Source organism: Bartonella sp. AP21QHHD (genome assembly GCF_042196205.1).
Taxonomy (GTDB): Bacteria; Pseudomonadota; Alphaproteobacteria; order Rhizobiales; family Rhizobiaceae; genus Bartonella.
Genome location: NZ_JBHIPT010000018.1, coordinates 1 through 20,225, shown reverse-complemented (window position 1 = coordinate 20,225; position 20,225 = coordinate 1). Strand labels below are relative to the sequence as shown.

Below are 20,225 nucleotides of genomic sequence, written 5' to 3'. Positions count from 1 at the left end.
GTCTATCTTAAAATGATATGTTTACTCAGGACTTTCACCCTCAAACATCTGTACAGGCTGTCCAGGCATAATCGTAGAAATAGCATGCTTATAAACCAATTGCGCGTGTCCATCTCGGCGCAAAAGAACACAAAAATTATCAAATGAAGTTACAATACCCGTGAGTTTAACGCCATTGACAAGAAAAATTGTAAGGGAAATTTTTTGCTTACGCACCGTATTTAAAAACACATCTTGCAGGTGTTGTGATCGCTCTGCCATTATTCTTACACCTTTATCTAGATTGCATAAAATATTCGTGCATGCATATCGACTGAAAAATATCCAATTGTCAACGTAGAAGCTTAAAAATTCAGCAACAAACAACTGAAATTAGAGAAAAAACAGCTCTTTAAGACAATAATAAAGTACAACTTACGAAAAGCTATATTAAATTAAAAATTTTTCCACGTTTACTTTTTTATGAGCTTACAATTCAAAGGCATACTTTTATACATCCTAAGCTATTACAGACTATATGTGATGATAAATCTGCTTCGTTTAGAATCAATAAAAGTAAGCGGACAACAACATTTATTAACGATTGTCGATATTAAAGAGAGACATTCGCACCTTACTGTATATATAACCGCTATTAAATTGTCCTTATTTCAAAGACTGCCGGCTTATAAAGCTTTCTATAAACACAAGTTGTAAACAGTATTTTTGTTTTAGTTAGATTTAAATAATAAATTGTTTTTACTATATTTTATAACATTTTTAAACAGGGTACAAGAAACCGCGTTAACTTTATCTTGATAAGTTTTTAAAATTTTTCCCTAAGCATATTCCTTTCTAAATAATTAACAGCTAGTATGTAGAAATTATGTGGAAGAGAATGTATCCCTTTTCCGGCTGTAAGAGTACGAGGCGAGTATGGCACGCAGAACAAAATTGCAAACATTTGAAGTTGAAGTTGAAGAAGCCCTCACAAAAGCTATGAACTTTGATTTCGATGACACAGGATTTGAAACGATATCATCCAATAATTCTGAAAATGTTGTTAATGTCGATGATCTGATTCAAAAAATTGCAATGGCAGAAGAAGAATTTTTTGCTGAAAACGGTACGTCAACTTTTGTTTCTAATATTCATGATGAAGCTGTTGTTGATAAATCCGTTGTTGAACAGCTTTTTGCTCCAAAACCTTCACCTGATATTTCAGGTGGAACTGTTCATAATACATTATTGCCTACAAAACTTCTTCCTGCAAATGATGATATAACAACCCCTGTAAATTTTGGACCATTCAAGCAGCGTTCTTCCTCTCGAGTCTACTGGTATACAACAGCGCTTAGTGCTTTATGGGCAACGGGAGGAGCTTTTATTGCGCATAAACTCGCACCTACCGGACTCAGCTCCTTATCCAATATCAGCACTTTTGTTACATCCCCAACAGGACTTGCTGTAGCAGCCGGAACAGCAATTCCTATCCTTATATCTTGGGGCGTTGCTCAATTAACAAAACGTTCAAACGACTTGCATAATATTGCGCTTCTTATGACCAATGCTGCACAGCGCCTTAGTGAACCACAACATCTATCTGAAAAACAAGCTATTGCTATAGGGCAAACCGTTCGTGAAGAAGTAGCGGCAATGAACGAAGGTATTGAACGTACCCTCGGACGTGCTGTTGAACTTGAAGCAATCATACAAGGTGAAGTTCACAATCTAGAACAAGCCTATGCTGAGAATGAATCACGCATTCACACATTAATCAAAGAATTGAGTAATGAACGCATAGCCATTTTGAATCACGCAGATCGCGTACAATCAACAATTAAAGGAACCCAAGAACAACTGAGTGATGAATTTGGTTTGGTTACCTCTAACATTGTGACCAATGTTGAAAAGCTTGCACAAACCCTTTCTCAAACTTTACAAAAACAAGGTGAAGACCTTGTTGAAAAACTTTCCTATGCCGGTGATGGCGTAACAAATCAACTTGTTGAAAAATTTAACAAAACAACAACACAAATTCAGCAGAAAAACACGGAATTTTTTCATGAATTAGGAAAAAACTTTGATGGTTTTGCAAAACGATTTGATTATAATGAAAAACAAATAGAAAAAACTTTTAATGAAACAGCTGAAAAAGCAGAAGTACATGTTGCTAAAATTGCAACACATATACAAGCAGTAACAGATCAAACTTTGCACGCTGTTGATGAAAAGTTTAAAGCCTTGGATAAAGCTCTTATTGATCGTAATAATCAATCTCTACAGAATTTTGATGAGAAGATCTTAAAGCTCGACGACCAAGCACATAAACTCTCTTCTAAATTTGATAACGTAACCTCGCAAGCAATTGGAGCCTTTGAACAACGTTTAGCAACTGTTGATCTTTCTCTTAAAGAACATAGTGATTCCATCATTGATTCCTTTATAGAACGCAGTCAGGCTTTAGAGGATAATGCTGAAAAACTTGGTAACTTCTTGGAAGCTCATGTCTTGAAAATAAATGAGAACCTCCAAGAAAAAACAGCAGACATTACCCATGCATTTACAAATGGACGTGAAGCTATTCTTTCTGCAATTGATAAAAGTAAGGAAAGTCTGAGAGAAGAAATTCAATATGTCGACAATGCCATTGTTGATATCATACAAGAACGTTCACAAGATTTTAAAGTACAACTTTCTGATCAACGAGCTCTTATGGCAGACATGCTCGATAACGAGAAAAATAAAATTGCGGATACATTAAGAAATCAAATTAATGTTTTGTCCCAAAATACTTCTCATATTGAAAAAGTTTTGGCTGATAGTGTTCAAGTCGTTGATAAACAAGCTGAAAATCATATTACAAACATCATTCAATGCACTGAAAAGTTACAAGATGTCATTGTACAAAGTTGTAATACAACCCAAGATGCTTTAGAAGCACAAGCGAGAAATATTGATATCCGTGCCGATGCTCTGCGCGATTCTTTAGCGATTAATAGTTTTTCTCTCAATGAAGTTCTTGCCGATCAAGCACGCACACTTGAACAACGCATGGAAACAATCCATAATCTCATTGCAAAAAGTGATATACGTGTCGATGTTGCATTGAAACAACAAATAGATTTAGTTGAGAGTGCAATTGTCGCCAATAATAAAAACATTACTGAAACGGTTCAAGATCATATCAAAAACCTTGAAAGCCATGCCGAAATTTTAAAGAATACTCTCTCTCAATCGAGTGGTGTTTTCTTTGAAACCCTTGAAACACGTATGGAATCATTCGATACAGATCTAGAAGATCGTGCACACAAAATTTTTGAACGGACAACAACGCTAGAGGAAACATTATCTGAAAAATTTAGCCAAATCTGTGAAGCCATTGATATGCAAACATCTGTTATTGAGGAACGTTCTGACACATTAAAAACGTCTCTCATGATTAGTAATGAGCAAAGTCAGATAATTCAACAAGCGCTGGAAAGCAGTGTTGACAATATGCGTGTAACCTTAGAAGACTCTGTTAATACAGTGACAGATAACCTGCATAATAAGATTATAAAAGCTTCTGATATTCTTTCTTCTACGAGTGAACAAATTCTTTCATCTGTTACAAATGTTACTGCACAAGCAGAAAATATTCTCTCAGAATCAGGCAATCGCATTGTATCAAATGTCAAAAAAACTGTTTATGATACCAGTGAAAAAGTTCTGTCAGTTCTGTCTGAACAAACAGCGCATACTGTCGAAGCTTTCGCAACAGCCAGCCATAATGCACAAGCATTATTGAATGAAACTATTCACACATCAACAACAGCAATAGAACAAGTTCTTAATGAACGCTGTGATGTTCTTCATCACTCTATGCAAAATCTTAAAAATAATTTAGGATATCAGCTCTCTGATGTAACGAGCCGTCTGGAAGATGCTGGAAATCAAACAACAACACAAATTTCACAACATGTTGGAAAAATAACAGAGCTTACAAATCACTTAAATCAAGCAGCGCAAAATACGACAGAATCAATTGATTCTTTAACACAGCATATCGGTGAACAACTCTCTCTTTCCACACAAGATGCTGAACAAAGAATTTATGCACATAACGAATCTTTAGTGAATAGCTTAACCAAAGCTAACTCTGAAACACTTCAAACAATAACGATTATGAAGGAAGAGCTTGTTAATAATGTCTCATCCATCTTAACACAGTTGAATCAATCAATTTACAATTTTCAGGAAAATAGTAATGTTTTATTATCGGCTGTTCAAAATATTGATGGGCAGTTTAATGAGAGTACGAATAATTTTTTCCGCAACACGGACCAAGTAGCAGAGCGTTTGTCAGCCTCAAATCAAGCGCTCAATACTAATGTTGAAATTCTGCAAGGACTTTCAAAGAGTACCTTTGAACAAATTAATCATATAACGAGTAGTTTTGGTGAACATGCAAAGACACTTTCCCAAACTATTCATGTTCTTGAACAGTCTGAAAATTCACTTAGTGCAACACTTGAAGAAAAACATAATACGCTTTCTGTATTAAGCGATGCTCTTGTTTCAAAGTCTCATGAAATTAATCAAATGATTGGGCATTATGAAAAAATCTTCAACTTAGCACTTGAACGCTCTGATAAGAATGCGCGTAACTCCACAAATTCATTCCAACAATCACTTAATAAGCTTGTTAGTGAAGCATCAACGCGTTTTTCAGAAGCAGCAGAAGATATACGTCGCTCCGCTGATGAAGTTCGTTTAGAGCTTTCAAAGATTAATAATGATATCAATGAAAATGTAAAAAAACTTCCAGAAAAAACAAAAGAAACAACGCAAACAATTCGCACAGCTTTGAATGAACAGATTACAGCGTTACAAGATTTAGTCAGTGTTATACAAAATGATCAAAAGAGCGCACAAAAACAGCTAATATCAGCATTTCCTACATCATCAATGTTTAATCAAAAAAGTGACAGTTCCACTGAGTCTGTTAAAAAGATTGTGCCACCTAAGCCTATTTTGCAACAAGATCAAAGCAAAAAAAGACCAAATAAATGGGTATCAAATCTCTTAGAAAGAGCTTCACGTGAAGAAACATTTTATGATGCTCCCCCTAGTGATGATGTTTTAACATCAGTGCAAACAAAACCATCTCCTGCAAACTGCTCTCTTAATTCATTAGCTTCTGGTATAGTGCAAGCTATTAATCACAATGCCATTGTTGAGCTATGGGATCATTATCAACGTGGACAAAAAAACATCGTAACAGAACGCCTTTATACCTTAAATGGACAAAAAATATTTGAAATGATTAAGAAAAAATATATGAGCGATTTTGGGTTTAAACGTTCAGTGAATCAATATGTTACGGATTTCGAAAAGCTCTTACGTGATATATCGCGCAGTTCTGGCTCTTCCAACTCAGTTCGCAAGTACTTGATATCAGATACCGGAAAAGTTTATACTATGCTTGCTCATGCAAGTGGTCGAATCCAATAACAAATAAGAAAGTGGAAAAAGATATTTTTCCACTTTCTCTCTCCAGTTGTTTTAATGGCTCATCATAGAATGCTTTTTTTTCAACTGTAGCTTTGTACTTCAAAGGTTGGGATAATTGGCATGCGGTTTTCTTTGACATCCTAAGCAATAACCCTAAAGAAGCGTAATGGCTTATCAAACAACGTATCATTCTAAGAATGATAAAGCATGTCTTCTATTTCCTTATCTTTTTCTTAACTCCTTTATTTTTCATAGTTTCATAAAGGTACAAAATCGGTAATAATTATTTTTATTAATTGTGAAAAAATTCATGCTTTTGTATTAAAATAGCTCATAGAAACACTTCTATTTATTTTTTTTAATGTTTTTTATCCACATATTACTCTCGTTGAATTATCTAAGTAAATATTTTTTATTATATTAGGTGAATTTGAGCTAAAAGAATCTTATTGTATTCAAATTTCTCATTCAACATACGAGATGATTCATTATAAATTATAAAGTTCGCATTATTAAGAGTTCAATTGAATAATAAATAAAACAACTCCCATTTTTAAAGTTCCAATTTCCTTTTAAATAGCTGCAAAAATAATTTATAAATTGCAAATTGTTATTTAAAATTTCTTCTACCTCCCTATAGAAATTTAAATAAAGAAGATGAAGTTAATAGAAAGCACTCTTCTTTTCTTTCCTTAAGTTGTAAGCATTGCAAAAAAAATAATGGCTTGGTAATGTAATTATTAGTAATATTTTATTCGTTTGTAGACTAATCAATTTTTACGGGTTTTATTAAGGAAAGAAAAAACTAATCGTGCTGCTATCAATGAAATTATTCATGCACACAAACAAAAAGAATTATCAAACTGGTTTTACAATCCAGAAGAGTTTTCTCATACTCATACATTTTGATATTCAGAGAAATGAGGATTTATTAGTGGACAAAACCTTATCGTAGATGGAACATCTCATATACACATACGCTAACTTGGATATCATAAAAATGTCTAGAGAACAAAATAGTGATTTCAGTTCACCAAAAGCTGAACTTGACAGTGCCGCACTTTTTTATCACCAACACCCAAAACCTGGAAAATTGGAAATACAAGCAACAAAACCTCTTGATAATCAACGTGATTTAGCTCTTGCTTATTCTCCAGGCGTTGCAGCACCATGTCTTGCGATTCATGAAGATCCCAATCTTGCTGCTCAATATACCTCCCGTGCTAATTTAGTCGCTGTTATATCCAATGGAACTGCTGTTCTTGGTTTAGGGAACATTGGTCCACTCGCTTCCAAGCCAGTTATGGAAGGCAAAGCCGTTTTATTTAAAAAATTTGCGAATATTGATGTTTTTGATATTGAAATTGATGCATCCGATATAGAACAAATGGTACAAACAATATCGACCTTAGAACCTACATTTGGTGGTATTAATCTTGAAGACATTAAGGCTCCTGAATGTTTTGACATCGAAGAAAAACTTCGTGCTAAAATGAAAATTCCAGTTTTTCATGATGACCAACATGGAACTGCCATTATTGTTTCTGCGGCTGTATTAAATGCCTTAAATCTTTCAGGAAAAAAAATTGAAAATGCAAAAATAGTTACCTCAGGTGCAGGTGCTGCTGCCCTCGCTTGCCTTAATCTTTTGGTTCGTCTTGGGGCAAAAGTTGAAAATATTTGGCTTAGTGACTTAGAGGGAGTTGTATATGAAGGTCGCAAGACCCTTATGGATCGTTGGAAAATCAATTACGCACAAAAAACGGACGCACGAACTTTATCTGATATTATTGATGATGCGGATATTTTTCTAGGCCTATCTGCGGGTGGTGTTTTAAAGCCTGAATATCTTAAAAGAATGGCTCAAAATCCACTCATTTTAGCACTGGCTAATCCAGTACCAGAAATTATGCCTGAAGAAGCACGCTCTATACGACCAGATGCAATGATCTGCACAGGACGCTCTGATTATCCCAATCAAGTTAATAATGTCCTTTGTTTTCCCTATATCTTCCGTGGTGCATTAGACGTAGGTGCTAGTGCAATTAATGAAGAAATGAAAATGGCCGCTGTTCATGCGATTGCTGCCCTTGCACGTGAAGAAACTTCAGATGTTGTAGCACGTGCATACTCGAAAGAACCACCCAATTTTGGACCAGACTATCTGATCCCCTCTCCTTTTGATCCGCGTTTAATACTGCGTATTGCTCCCGCTGTTGCTAAAGCAGCAATGACAACTGGTGTCGCCATTCGTCCCATTGAAGATATGGAGGCCTACTATGATATCCTCAATCGATTTGTCTTTCTTTCTGGTTTAACAATGAAACCTGTTTTTGCTGCAGCAAAAACAGCAAAACGTAAACGCGTCATCTATGCCAATGGTGAAGATGAACGCGTCCTTCGTGCAGCACAAGTTGTCATTGAAGAACAAACAGCAACGCCCCTCCTTATCGGCCGTCCACATGTCGTAGAAGCAAGATTAAAACGCTTTGGTTTAAGAATTCGTCCTGGTATAGATTTTGAATTAACAAACCCTGAAGATGATCCACGTTTTCGTGATTATGTTAATTTATTTTTTCATTATACAGGGAGGCGTGGTGTTACGCCTGAAATGGCAAAAACAGTAGTGAGAACATCAACAACGGCTATTGCTGCCCTTGCCGTTATGCGTGAAGAAGCAGATGCAATGATTTGCGGCTTAGAAGGACGCTTTGAACGTCAACTTGAATTGATTGAACAAATTATCGGTCTTGATCCTCATGTTCACCGTTTTTCTGCTATGAGTTTGCTTATCTCTCAACAACGTACTCTTTTCCTCACAGATACTTACGTCAATGAAAATCCTTCTGCAGAAGAAATCGCTGAAATGACTGTGTTGGCAGCTCAAGAAGTTGAAGCATTTGGAATAACACCAAAAGCAGCCTTATTATCACACTCAAACTTTGGTTCTAAAAACACAGAAAGTGCGCGTAAAATGCGACGAGCAACAGAAATTCTTGCCAAATTACACCCTGATTTAGAAGCAGATGGTGAAATGCATGCTGATGCTGCCCTTTCCAAAGTTTTTCGTGATCGTGTTTTTCCTAATTCTCGTCTTAAAAGTGAAGCTAATTTGCTTGTCTTTCCAACACTTGATTCAGCCAATATCACGCTCAACACTGTTAAAAGCCTCACAAATGCACTCCATGTTGGTCCTATTCTAATCGGGGCAGCACGTCCCGCCCATATCTTAACGCCTTCAGTAACTTCCCGGGGAGTTGTTAATATAACAGCCCTTGCTGTCCTTGCTGCCAATAGAAAAAATAGTCTTGTAAAATAAATGCGCAATAAAATTTCAAAGTTTTTTAAATATTGAGATATAGTATTTCATGTACTGTAAACCTCTTTTCTCTATAGATAAAGACAGCTATATTCTGGATTAAGTCTTTTTTTTAAAGAGAAAAAAGGCTAGAAGAACAATATTAAATGTATTTTGAATTTACTAACTCTATAATAAGGAATCCGTACATTGCCTTCCACGTTTGATAAAGTTGCTGATATCATTGCAGAAATCAGTGAAATTGATCGCAATACAATTACACCTGAGAGTCATACAATTGACGATTTAGGAATCGACAGTCTTGATTTTCTTGATATTGTTTTCGCTATTGATAAAGCTTTCGGAATAAAAGTCCCTCTAGAACAATGGACACAAGAAGTCAACGAAGGTACCGTTGCAACAGAAGAATACTTTGTTCTTAAAAACCTTTGTGCAAAAATTGATGATCTCGTTGCCTTAAAACAGGCGGAGTAGTTTTTTCGCCATGCATGATCAATCTGTATTCATTACTGGTATAGGTCTCATAAGCTCTCTGGGGGCAGGAACTGATCAACATTGGAATCTCTTAAATGATCCAATCCGTACACCAAACCTAGATTATACAACTTTTTCACCTTACACGGTTCATAAATTGCCCGAAATTGATTGGAGTTTACAAATTCCTAAAAAAAGTGATCAACGGCAAATGGGAACATGGCAGCGTCTTGGTACCTATGCGGCTGGTCTTGCTCTTGATGATGCCGGCATAAAAAATAATGAACAACTCACTTCAACAATGGATATGATCGTAGCGGCAAGTGGGGGAGAACGTGATATTACTGTTGATACACAGATTCTTTCTAAAGCGCGCGCAGTTGCCGATCATGCTTCTATGTTAAATGTTGCTCTTTCAACTGAACTTCGTCCAACATTATTTTTGGCACAACTTTCAAACCTTTTGGCAGGAAACATTTCAATTGTTCATAAAGTCACTGGATCATCTCGTACATTTATGGGAGAAGAAGGCAGTGGTCTTTCTGCACTTCAAATTGCTGTAGCTCGTATTAAATCAGGTCAAAGTACCCATGCTCTTGTAGGAAGTTCCTATAATGCACAAAGTTATGATATGTTGTTGGCGCATGAGCTTGGTGGTCTTTTAACCCATAATGGATGGAGCCCAGTGTGGGATCGTGGAATCTATCCAGGCGGCGGTGTCATAGCAGGTTCTGGTGGGATCTTCCTAGTTATTGAAAGTGGAGAACATGCCAAAAAACGCAACGCACGTGCTTATGCTGAAATTAGCCAAATTATTACAGACCAAACAGATAGAACCAAAATTCCACTTAGAGATTCAATTGCAACAATGTTAAAAACTGCGGGCGCTAAATCTGCCTTAGCCATTTCAGCAGCCTCAGGAGCTCACGAAGCAACAAAAGCAGAACAAAATGCTCTTGATAATGCTGATCTATCTTACCGTGGCATTACAACATTATTTGGTTATATGCGGGAAGCACAATTTCCTCTAGCTCTAGCTCTTGCAGCACTTTCAATTGAAAAAAAACGCGGTTTTCCAGCGTTAAGTCCTCATGAAAAACCTTTTTCTAAAGAAGTACGTGAAATATTTGTTACAACGATTGGTATAAAAAGAGCTGAAGGTATTGTGCGTCTTACTGCTGTTTGAAGGGGAATTTCTATAGTGAAATATCATGATCATTTTGGGCGTCCACTTGTAGCAATAACTGGTGCAGGCATTGTCACATCACTGGGACAAGGGAAACATGAAAATTGGCAAAAATTAACAAGTGGTGTAAGTGGTATCCACAAAATAACACGTTTTCCCGTTGAGGGATTAAATACATATATTGCTGGAACAATTGATTTTCTTAAAGAAAGTACACTTGGTGCTTCAGCTCTCTCTGAGAAGCTTGCACATCTTTCTGCTGAAGAAGCTTTAGAACAAGCTGCTATTGATAAAAAAAATTTTAATGGACCACTCTTTCTAGCTGCTCCTCCTGTTGAACTTGAATGGAAAGCACGTTTTAGTCTTGATCAAGAGGAAGAATTCAATAATGAGCCTTCTTATGCACATCTTCTTAAAGTCTGTAAGGATAAACTCCATGAGACGCTTTTTGAATCCACACAATTTGGTGCAATTGCAGAAAAACTTCAAAAAACATTTGGCACAAAAGGACTTCCTGTTACACTTTCCACTGCCTGTGCATCTGGTGCAACAGCAATTCAATTAGGTGTTGAGTCTATTAGACGGAGAGAGACAAATAGAGCTCTCATAATTGCGACAGATGGATCAGTTTCAGCAGAATCTCTTATTCGTTTTTCGCTACTATCTGCTCTTTCAACTCAGAATGAGCCTCCAGAAAAAGCAGCAAAACCCTTTAGCCGTGATCGAGATGGTTTTGTTATGGCAGAAGGCTCAGGCGCTCTTGTTCTTGAATCTCTTCAAAGCGCATTAAACCGTAATGCTACAGTTTTAGGAATTTTAGCTGGCTGTGGAGAAACCGCCGATGACTTTCACCGTACACGTTCAAAACCCGATGCATCACCAGCAATTGAATCCGTTCGCAAAGCTTTAGACGATGCAAAAATAACCATCAATGAAATTGACTATATTAATGCCCACGGAACTTCAACACCTGAAAATGAAAAAATGGAATATCTTGCATTATCAACAGTATTCGGTGATCTTTTAGAGCATATTCCTGTCTCTTCTAATAAATCAATGATTGGGCATACATTAACTGCTGCTGGTGCAATAGAAGCGGTTTTTTCGCTTTTAACCATTCAATCGGGAATACTTCCACCAACAATAAATTATGATAACCCTGACCCTACTATCCCCTTAGATGTTGTTCCTCATCATAGCCGTAAGTCCTGTGTCAATGCGGTTTTGTCAAACTCATTTGGATTTGGTGGTCAAAATATGAGTCTTGTTATCACTGCATATAAAGGATAATCCTGTAATAATAAAATTTTATAACGCTAACCAATAATATATTTAAGGGGGATGATAATGCGTGCACTGCAACTCTTCGATGATCGTCGGCTTGAAATCACCAATATTTCCCCGCCATCTTCACCTAGTATAGGTGAAGTAACTGTGCGGATAAAAGCCGTTGCTCTTAATCATATTGATGTATGGGGATGGCGTGGCATGGCTTTTGCGAAAAGAAAAATGCCACTCATCATTGGTGCAGAAGCCTCTGGTGAGGTTATACAAATAGGAGATGGCGTTGAACATCTCCAACTTGGACAGATTGTCTCAATTTATGGTGCACAAACCTGCGGAGTATGCCAAGCTTGTCATGAAGGACGGGATAATCTTTGCAGTAATGTAAAGGGAGTCTATGGTTTTCACCTTGATGGATTTGCGTGTGAGCTTGTCAATTTGCCAGCACGTTTATTAGTTCCATCACCTCCCCAATGTGATGAATTGCAAGCAGCAGTTGCTCCAATTACTTTTGGTACCGTAGAACATATGCTTTTCGATAACGCAAAACTACAAGCAGGAGAAACAATCCTAGTACAGGCTGGTGGCTCAGGTATTGGTTCTGCAGCCATTCAACTTGCAAAACACATGGGCTGTACAGTTATCACAACTGTAGGTTCAGATGAAAAAATTGCAAAAGCGCACTCTCTTGGGGCAGATCATGTGATTAATTATCGTAAAGATCGTTTTGAAGGTGTAGTGCGTAAATTAACCCAAAAAAAAGGTGTTGACGTTGTTTTTGAGCATGTTGGTGTCGATACATGGAACGGTTCTCTGTTATGTATGAAAAAAGGAGCACGCTTAGTGACTTGCGGTTCTACCTCTGGTGTTTCAGCACCAATAAATCTCATGCAATTATTCCAGCAACAGCTTAAAATATTCGGTTCATTTGGCTGCCGTATGGAAAATATGAAAAATGCCATGCAAAAAATGGCACAAAAAGCCGTACACCCTGTCATTGATACAATTGTTGGGCTGGATGAAATTGATACAGCTTTAAAACGAATGGAGAGTCGTGATGTTTTTGGTAAAATTATCCTTAAAATCGATTAAATCATGATGAAGCTTTCTCTTAAAAATCTCATATATCGTATTAAAATTGTAGCTAAAAAAATATCCTACTTGTTATGGGCATATCTACTCTTTGGTTCTTTATTTATTCTAAAATGTTTTCCAGCCAAAATGGGAATTTCTTTTTTTGCTTGGTTAGCAAAAAAAATTGGTCCCTTTGTACATCGTCATCAAATCACACTCGCAAACCTTAGGAGTGCATATCCAGAAAAAACAGAGCAAGAACTCCGTGCGATTGCAATAGAAATGTGGGAAAATATAGGACGTTTCCTAGCCGAATATATTTTTCTTGATAAAATTTTTGATTTTGATCCTCATGCAGACGAGCCAGGTTTCATTGAGGTTAAAGGCACTGAAATATTTGAGCGATTAAAAAATGAAAAAAAACCACATATTTTTTTCACCGCACATACTGGAAATTTTGAACTTCTGCCTATTTGTGCACAAAGTTTTGATCTTAATGTTACGGTATTATTTAGACCACCCAATAATCCCTATGTTGCCAAACGAATCCTTAAAGCACGACAAACTTCTATGGGACACCTTGTTCCCTCCAAGGCCGGAGCAGCATGGGCATTAGCAGCCAAATTAGAAGAAGGTGAAAATGTTGGTATGCTCGTTGATCAAAAATTTCGCCGCGGTATCATGGGAACATTTTTTAACAGACCTCTTAAAACAAACCCCTTAATTATAAAACTTGCTCGACAATATGACTGTGATATTTATCCAGCACGTTGTATTCGTTTGCCTAGTGGACGTCATCGTTTAGAGTTATATGAACATGTAGAACTTCCACGTGATGAAAAAAATGATATCGATATAGCTGCTTCTACGCAAAAATTAAATGATATTGTTGAATCTTGGGTCCGTGAATATCCTGGACAATGGATGTGGTTACATAGACGTTGGGACATCTAACATAAGCTCTATTGCTTACAAAGGAAGTGCAAAATGTTAGCCTCAAAAGATATCAAAGATCTCACTGCAATTATCACTGCATTACGAAACTCTGATAATGGTTGTATCTGGCATAAAAAACAAACTTTTGAATCCCTCATACCCTATATGCTCGAAGAAGTTTACGAAGTCATCGATGCCATTGAACGAAAGAATCGAAAGGATCTCTGTGAAGAACTTGGGGATCTTCTTTTACAAGTTGTCTATCATGCTACCATAGCACAAGAAGAAGGCAGCTTTACTTTTGAAGATGTTGTTTATGCAATCACGGAAAAAATGATTCGACGCCATCCTCATGTTTTTGGAAATGCCGAGCAAAAAAAACGAGGATTTATAAAAGAGGAGTGGGAATATATAAAAAAAAGAGAACAGGTTGAACAAAAAAGAATGTGCGAAGAAAAAAACAACAATTCCTCCATAAGCATACTCGCAACAGTAAAACAAATCCAGCCAGCAAACCAAGAGGCACTTGCTTTACAAGAAACAGCAGCTAAAGTAGGTTTTGATTGGCAAAAAAGTGATAAAGTTTTTGAAAAAATAGAAGAAGAACTGGAAGAGCTCAAAGAAGCCATCAAAAATAAACAAAACTCAGAGATAGAAGCAGAGTTTGGAGATCTCTACTTTATACTTCTTAATCTCGCGCGCCACTTAGCGATTGATTCACAAAAAGCATTAAAAAAAACGAATATAAAATTTCGAAATCGTTTCGCCTATATTGAAGAAAAGCTATCCACTCAATCTAAAACACTCACTGACGCATCCTTGAATGAAATGGAAGCACTTTGGAAGCAAGCTAAAAATGAACGATAAAAAATAGTAGATTTCTTCTACCTAAAAGAACAAGCCCCTCTAAAATTACTAAATTATAATTTAGCTCAGCTCAATTTGTTTTATATTGATCCTGCGTAGCAGGACGAAGTTCCACCGATTCGCCACACCCGCATGCTGAAACTTGATTAGGGTTTTTAAAGACAAAACCAGACTGAAGCGTTGTCACTTCATAATCCATCTGCGTCCCTAATAAAAATAATACCGCATCATGTGCTACAAAAACACGGGCACCATTCACTTCAACAACATCCGCATCTATCCCCTTTTCTTTGACAAGAGTAATTGTATACTCCATCCCTGCACAACCACCTTTTTTGATACCAACAAGAATACCCTGTGCATCTTTTGCATCCATAATCGCTTTAACACGATCCACTGCTGCTTGCGTCAAGTTTATTACCGAAAAACGGCTCATCCTTTACTCTTTTCTTAGTTCAATAGACACTTTGAAAGTTTTTCCTCTATAATATTTTATCTGATATTTTAGAAAAAAAACAACAAAACATAAATTAAAGCATTCTGATCTTGTTTATTTGGATAAAAATACATACCCGTAAAATGAGATTTGTGATTATACAATCCAGAACTTACAATTTTTTATCCATATAAAATGAAAATACCTCGTCTATAAAACTCTAAAAAACGAAAACTTTTCAAAACCATACATTCACTCCTCTTCTTTTGAAAATCTTTATCTTTTTAGAAAAGTAACGATTAGGTAAGAAAAAAATATACCTTCAGCACTCATTTGCTCCAATTCATACCTCTACACCAATCTTACCCCCTCCTCACAATCTCAAAAGTAATTAAATGCATACATCTATTAACTATAGAGCTAAAAATTTAATGATCACAAAGAATTTTACAAATTCGTTATTTATCTTGAATTAACAACAAAATATTGATGTCCAAAATTTTTACTTTCAAAAGCTCTAAGTGCAAGAGCATTTTAGATTTTATTCTGTTTATTTTTTCTCTTGCCTTTAAAGAAACAGTCATTTAATCGTTTTACACGAACTCGGAGCGTAGCGCAGCTTGGTAGCGCACTTGACTGGGGGTCAAGGGGTCGTGGGTTCAAATCCCGCCGCTCCGACCATTTTTAAAATGCTATAAATAAGCTTACTTAAAAAGTGAATCATTATGCATTTCAATTGCACACACATGAACTTTTTCTTCAACGTAGAATAATGTGCAATGATATTTTATCATAAATTCGAGATAAGCTTTTTTATTAAAATGCGCTTCGTTCTTAGGAAAACACATACGAAACGCGAGACCTTTTGCCTCGCGTTTTTTATTTTTCAGAAAAATTTATAATTATCCGATCTCATATTTTCTAAATTTTCTTTACACGATAACGTCGCTGTTATCATTTTTTGTAATGGATGGTGACATCTGTACGGTTATCTTTTTGGGTTTTAATTCAGCTGGCATTTCCCTTTTAAGCTGAATATGAAGAAGCCCATCTCCAAGTTCTGCCCCAATAACCTTAACATGATCAGCCAAATGAAAACGCCGTTCAAAAGCACGCGAAGCAATGCCTCGATAAAGGAATTCTCGCTCTTCATCATCATTTTTAGACTTTCTGTCTCCCTTAACGATCAGCTGGTTACAATGCGTTTCAATATCAATTTCATCTTGAGAAAAACCAGCAACCGCCATAGAAATTCTATAAGAATCTTCAGTTAAACGCTCGATATTATAAGGGGGATAAGAAGAAACTTCGTCTGGTTGTGTTCTAGAATCAAACCAGTTAAAAAGATGATCAAAACCTACTGTGGAACGATAAAATGGTGAAAAATCTACTTGACGCATAATATTGCCCTCCTCTAGAGCGACTATAATTTATAATTAATTCACAAAGTTCCCATATGGCAAACTTACTTGTGAACCTGCGGCCCCATCATGGCAACCGCATTATATTATCTAGTAATCGTTTTTCTTTATTTCAACTCTTTGGGACCTAAATTGATAAAAACTATCTAAAAAGCAATATACCCCTTTTTTAATCCTCTTTCTTCATTACATAAATGTCAAAGCACTAAGCGGCAAATACACTGTAAAGGATTTCAATTGGAAACACCTCTTTATCCCATAGACTGGGGTTCCACTTTTCTTAATATCCATCATGATACTCTTAAAATAGCAATAGATCACGAAATTCGTTTTGCTATAACATATCCTGAGGTGGAAAAATCTAAGGGAACAATTGTTATTCTCAAAAGCTACGCAAATACTTTAGAAAAATATTTTTTATTAATAAATGAAATTTCTAAACGCGGTTTTCATACAGCAATATTTGACTGCTTTGATCAAGAAAAAACATCCTTCAAGATAAGAAAACAAAGCCGACATCATTGTTTTGATATAAATAATGATATTAATGACTTATATAAATTTCTTAAAAATATTGTTTATCCTAATTGTCCGCCGCCTTATTCTATGCTCGCCTATGGCATAGGTGGATTGATAGCACTTAGCGGATTAGATCTCATTAATCATCAGTTTAATAGATTGCTCTGTGTTTCTCCCCTTTTTGCTCCATTCGGCAATAAAACGAATAGTTTTCAACATAAATTAACACAATTTCTTTCTGATATAGGTCTTGGCTTTATACCAGTGAAAGATGGGAAAAAATTAAACAAGACAAAACAAAAAAATATACAATTGGGATACATAGATAAAGTGCCGCTCCCTTCCATTAAGCCCCCAACATCCCAATGGATGGCTTCAGTATTTAATGCGATTGATTCTATGAAGAGAAATGTACTTCATGGAGATTTACGAATCCCAACACTCTTTATTCTTGCCAATCAAAACAATATTGCAAACAACATTGAAGTGCGGCAATTATGCCAACACACACGTTTAACAGAAAGTATTACTATTACAGGCGCTAAACTGGATACAATTATGGTTAACGAAGATTATAAAAAGCAATTTTGGGCTGCATTTGATGCCTTTATTCCCGATAATGTATCTGTAAAATAACATTAAACCTTAATTTCCGCTCCGCCCCATCAAAAAAGAAAGTTTCTACGAGCATTGGATCTACAAACACTTTTAAATATAATAGATTTTTCTTTCCAACCACTCATATGATTTGTTTTCTAGCCTTTACAGGCAAGCCATAACCTAAATATTCACCACGCATTCTACTAAAAAACTAATATACAAAGTATATCATTACATTAAACAATATTATTTTACATCATAAAAAATAAATTAATAAAAAAACTATTTATATAAATAAAAATAATAAATCTATCTTAATATAACATGATATATATTTATAAATAAAGCATCAAAATACTATTTTTGATCTGTTGTTAAGTGATAATTTAATATTATTCTAGGAAAATAATAGTTTTCATCTATTTAAGGAAAAAACTGGAAATAAAGCGCATTTATAATATTTATTACAAATCTCTATAAAAACAAATAACTATAAAATTTCTATTTCTTAGGAGAACTTTTTAAAAACAATAAATTAACATAATATTCTTCTAATTTCTCGATATATGAAAACCCCACAATAACGGTTTTCATAAGTTTTTTAATGGAATTCTGATAATAATCAGTAACTTTAAAAGAAAAGATAGTAACGAATCATCTTAGTAGTTTTAGAGAACCCCTTCTTTTTTCAAAATCACATATATTTCGAATTTAACCAACTCACAACGAATATGCTGTATTTTGAATCAGAATATAAGAATTAACCATTTTGCCATTCATTTCAATTATGAGCATTTTACCATCTTTTTTATAAATACTCTATATTGTATAATTGATGCGGCAAAACTCTGACAAATGGAGCCATTGGAATATAATCATGAAACGAATCCTGCTCGCAGAAGATGATAACGATATGCGTCGCTTTCTCGTAAAAGCCCTAGAACGTGCAGGCTACGAAGTCGCCGACTTCGATAATGGTATTAGCGCATATGAACGTTTACAAGAAGAACCATTTTCCCTTCTCCTGACTGATATTGTGATGCCAGAGATGGACGGAATCGAACTCGCACGACGTGCTACTGAGATTGACCCTGATTTACGAGTAATGTTCATTACAGGTTTTGCAGCGGTAGCACTCAATTCAAATAGTGATGCCCCTCCTGATGCAAAGGTTCTCTCTAAGCCATTTCACTTACGTGAACTCGTCAATGAAGTTGAAAAGATCCTTATCGCTGCTTAAAAAGTATTTTTTAAAGTTATTTGCATCTGTTGAAAGAGAAAATTAAATTAGGCATTGACGTTTGGCATTCTGTATGGTGTATGCAACATCAATGAATGGGCGTGTAGCTCAGCGGGAGAGCACTACGTTGACATCGTAGGGGTCACAGGTTCAATCCCTGTCACGCCCACCATTGCATTTTATATCAACAATAATTTATTGATTTTACATATGTTTTTTTAAGTGAGGGATACCTTAATAAAGTTAAGGGAATAGGATTTTCTAACATTTGTCTACAACAGTAGCATTTTCTTTTCTTTGCGCTTCGCTAATCATCTCTAATAATGTTTTGAATGCTTCTAAATCCTCTTGTGAAAAATCTTTTAAAGTTCTAAAAAACATGCCAACAGTTTTACGCCTCAACGGATCAGAAGTCTTGATTGTAAAACTTTTGCGACAAGCATCCGATTCTCTTCTCAAAATTTCTNTACAGATATGTCTAATTTCTTAGCCATATCTAAGAGGCGTTCGGAGTGATCAATGCGAAGTTTCCGTAAAATTTTACCAAAAGATGTAACCATATAAAAAGTCCTATTAGAGAAGAAATATTTTCTTCTGATTCTAACAAATCTTTTTATGATTTTCTTCAATTATTGCGAATCAAGAGTTCTTTTCGGGGTGGTTTTTTAGCAAAACCAGATGTCCAAAGAGTCTCTAATTCTAAAAAGTCAAAATCCTTAAAAATCTCTCGAACCGCATCACAATCATTGAGACTCAAGACAAATTTGCCTTGTATGCTTTTGAGAACTTTTGCCATACTCACAAAATCATCTTCAACAAAATTCCCAGAGCTGTAACACTTCTTCTTTACAAGATAAGGCGGGTCTAGGTAAAATAAACTGTCGGGTGCATCAAATAGCTCGATAACCCGTTCCCACGACAAATTTAAGATCGTCGTATCAAGAAGCTTCTGTCTAACACGTCTCATCCTTGATAACAGCTTTTCGGGATTAAATGCTATAGGCTTTTTCCTTCCAAAGCCAAAAGAGACATACTCTTTTTTCCCATACATCACACAACGTTGGAGAAACAAAAAACGTGCGGCTCTTTCAACTTTGGAAAGGCTTTCTGGATCAATCGCCGCAAGTTCAAAAAACAACTGTCTTGAACAAACAAACCATTCTAGTCGTTTGGCTAAATCATCAAAGTTATTTTGAACACATTGAAACAGGTTCGTGATCTCTCCATTCAAATCATTAATCACGGAATATTTTGCTGGTTCTTTATTTAGGAAAATAACACCAGAGCCTAAAAACGGTTCAACATAGGTTTCATGGTCAATATTATTTAAAATCGGTATAATTTTCTTACGCAGATAGTGTTTACCACCCATCCACGCAAACAATGTTTGTGTA

Annotated in this window: 14 protein-coding genes, 2 tRNA genes and 1 pseudogene; 12 read left to right on the top strand and 5 right to left on the bottom strand. The window is 35.8% G+C overall.

Annotated features, from left to right (window positions below; translation table 11 throughout):
• Positions 1-21: 21 nt before the first annotated feature.
• Positions 22-261 (bottom strand): RNA chaperone Hfq, encoded by a 240-nt coding sequence (gene hfq, locus ACFIMC_RS01610; RefSeq protein WP_005773461.1) that lies wholly within the window; start codon positions 259-261, stop codon positions 22-24.
• Between the two features lie 654 nt (positions 262-915).
• Here hfq and ACFIMC_RS01605 point away from each other — a divergent pair.
• From ACFIMC_RS01605 to mazG, 8 genes are all read left to right on the top strand, one after another.
• Positions 916-5,475 (top strand): hypothetical protein, encoded by a 4,560-nt coding sequence (locus ACFIMC_RS01605; protein ID WP_375681029.1) that lies wholly within the window; start codon positions 916-918, stop codon positions 5,473-5,475.
• Between the two features lie 1,000 nt (positions 5,476-6,475).
• On the top strand, positions 6,476-8,794 hold the full coding sequence (locus ACFIMC_RS01600; RefSeq protein WP_375618513.1) for an NADP-dependent malic enzyme: 2,319 nt from the start codon (positions 6,476-6,478) through the stop codon (positions 8,792-8,794).
• A 189-nt stretch (positions 8,795-8,983) separates the two neighbouring features.
• Complete coding sequence (locus ACFIMC_RS01595; RefSeq protein ID WP_005773457.1) at positions 8,984-9,268, top strand: acyl carrier protein; 285 nt, start codon at positions 8,984-8,986, stop codon at positions 9,266-9,268.
• Between the two features lie 10 nt (positions 9,269-9,278).
• Entirely contained in the window at positions 9,279-10,454 is a 1,176-nt protein-coding gene (locus ACFIMC_RS01590; protein WP_375681028.1) for a beta-ketoacyl-ACP synthase, read from the top strand.
• 15 nt (positions 10,455-10,469) lie between these two features.
• Entirely contained in the window at positions 10,470-11,744 is a 1,275-nt protein-coding gene (locus ACFIMC_RS01585; RefSeq protein WP_375613071.1) for a beta-ketoacyl-ACP synthase, read from the top strand.
• 57 nt (positions 11,745-11,801) lie between these two features.
• Positions 11,802-12,830 carry a zinc-binding dehydrogenase gene (locus ACFIMC_RS01580; RefSeq protein WP_375613072.1) on the top strand — a complete coding sequence of 343 codons (1,029 nt, stop codon included), beginning with the start codon at positions 11,802-11,804 and terminating at the stop codon, positions 12,828-12,830.
• A gap of 6 nt (positions 12,831-12,836) precedes the next feature.
• Complete coding sequence (locus ACFIMC_RS01575; RefSeq protein WP_375672069.1) at positions 12,837-13,766, top strand: lipid A biosynthesis lauroyl acyltransferase; 930 nt, start codon at positions 12,837-12,839, stop codon at positions 13,764-13,766.
• A 33-nt stretch (positions 13,767-13,799) separates the two neighbouring features.
• Entirely contained in the window at positions 13,800-14,615 is an 816-nt protein-coding gene (mazG, locus tag ACFIMC_RS01570; protein WP_375613073.1) for a nucleoside triphosphate pyrophosphohydrolase, read from the top strand.
• 70 nt (positions 14,616-14,685) lie between these two features.
• Here the strand turns inward: mazG and ACFIMC_RS01565 are convergent, their stop codons facing one another.
• Positions 14,686-15,051, bottom strand: a complete 366-nt coding sequence (locus ACFIMC_RS01565) for an iron-sulfur cluster assembly accessory protein (RefSeq protein ID WP_375613074.1) — start codon at positions 15,049-15,051, stop codon at positions 14,686-14,688.
• Positions 15,052-15,655: 604 nt separating this feature from the next.
• On the opposite strand from ACFIMC_RS01565, the gene ACFIMC_RS01560 reads away from it, so the two are divergent.
• Positions 15,656-15,732, top strand: a tRNA-Pro gene (locus ACFIMC_RS01560).
• 251 nt (positions 15,733-15,983) lie between these two features.
• Here ACFIMC_RS01560 and ACFIMC_RS01555 read toward each other — a convergent pair.
• Positions 15,984-16,451, bottom strand: coding sequence for an Hsp20 family protein (locus ACFIMC_RS01555; protein ID WP_375613075.1), 468 nt, complete (start codon positions 16,449-16,451; stop codon positions 15,984-15,986).
• A gap of 258 nt (positions 16,452-16,709) precedes the next feature.
• Here ACFIMC_RS01555 and ACFIMC_RS01550 point away from each other — a divergent pair, with 258 nt between their 5' ends.
• The 3 genes from ACFIMC_RS01550 to ACFIMC_RS01540 all read left to right on the top strand — a co-directional run bounded on the left by ACFIMC_RS01550 (position 16,710) and on the right by ACFIMC_RS01540 (position 19,003).
• A complete protein-coding gene (locus ACFIMC_RS01550; protein ID WP_375672064.1) occupies positions 16,710-17,627 on the top strand; it encodes a serine aminopeptidase domain-containing protein in 918 nt (305 codons plus the stop codon).
• Positions 17,628-18,468: 841 nt separating this feature from the next.
• Positions 18,469-18,831 (top strand): cell cycle two-component system response regulator CpdR, encoded by a 363-nt coding sequence (gene cpdR / locus ACFIMC_RS01545; protein ID WP_005773448.1) that lies wholly within the window; start codon positions 18,469-18,471, stop codon positions 18,829-18,831.
• A 97-nt stretch (positions 18,832-18,928) separates the two neighbouring features.
• Positions 18,929-19,003 (top strand) — tRNA-Val (locus ACFIMC_RS01540).
• Positions 19,004-19,092: 89 nt separating this feature from the next.
• On the opposite strand, the pseudogene ACFIMC_RS01535 reads toward ACFIMC_RS01540, so the two are convergent.
• Positions 19,093-19,391 (bottom strand): annotated as a pseudogene (locus tag ACFIMC_RS01535) (XRE family transcriptional regulator).
• Positions 19,392-19,456: 65 nt separating this feature from the next.
• Positions 19,457-20,225: DNA adenine methylase (locus ACFIMC_RS01530; protein WP_375681027.1), on the bottom strand; the 769-nt coding region annotated here is incomplete at its 5' end.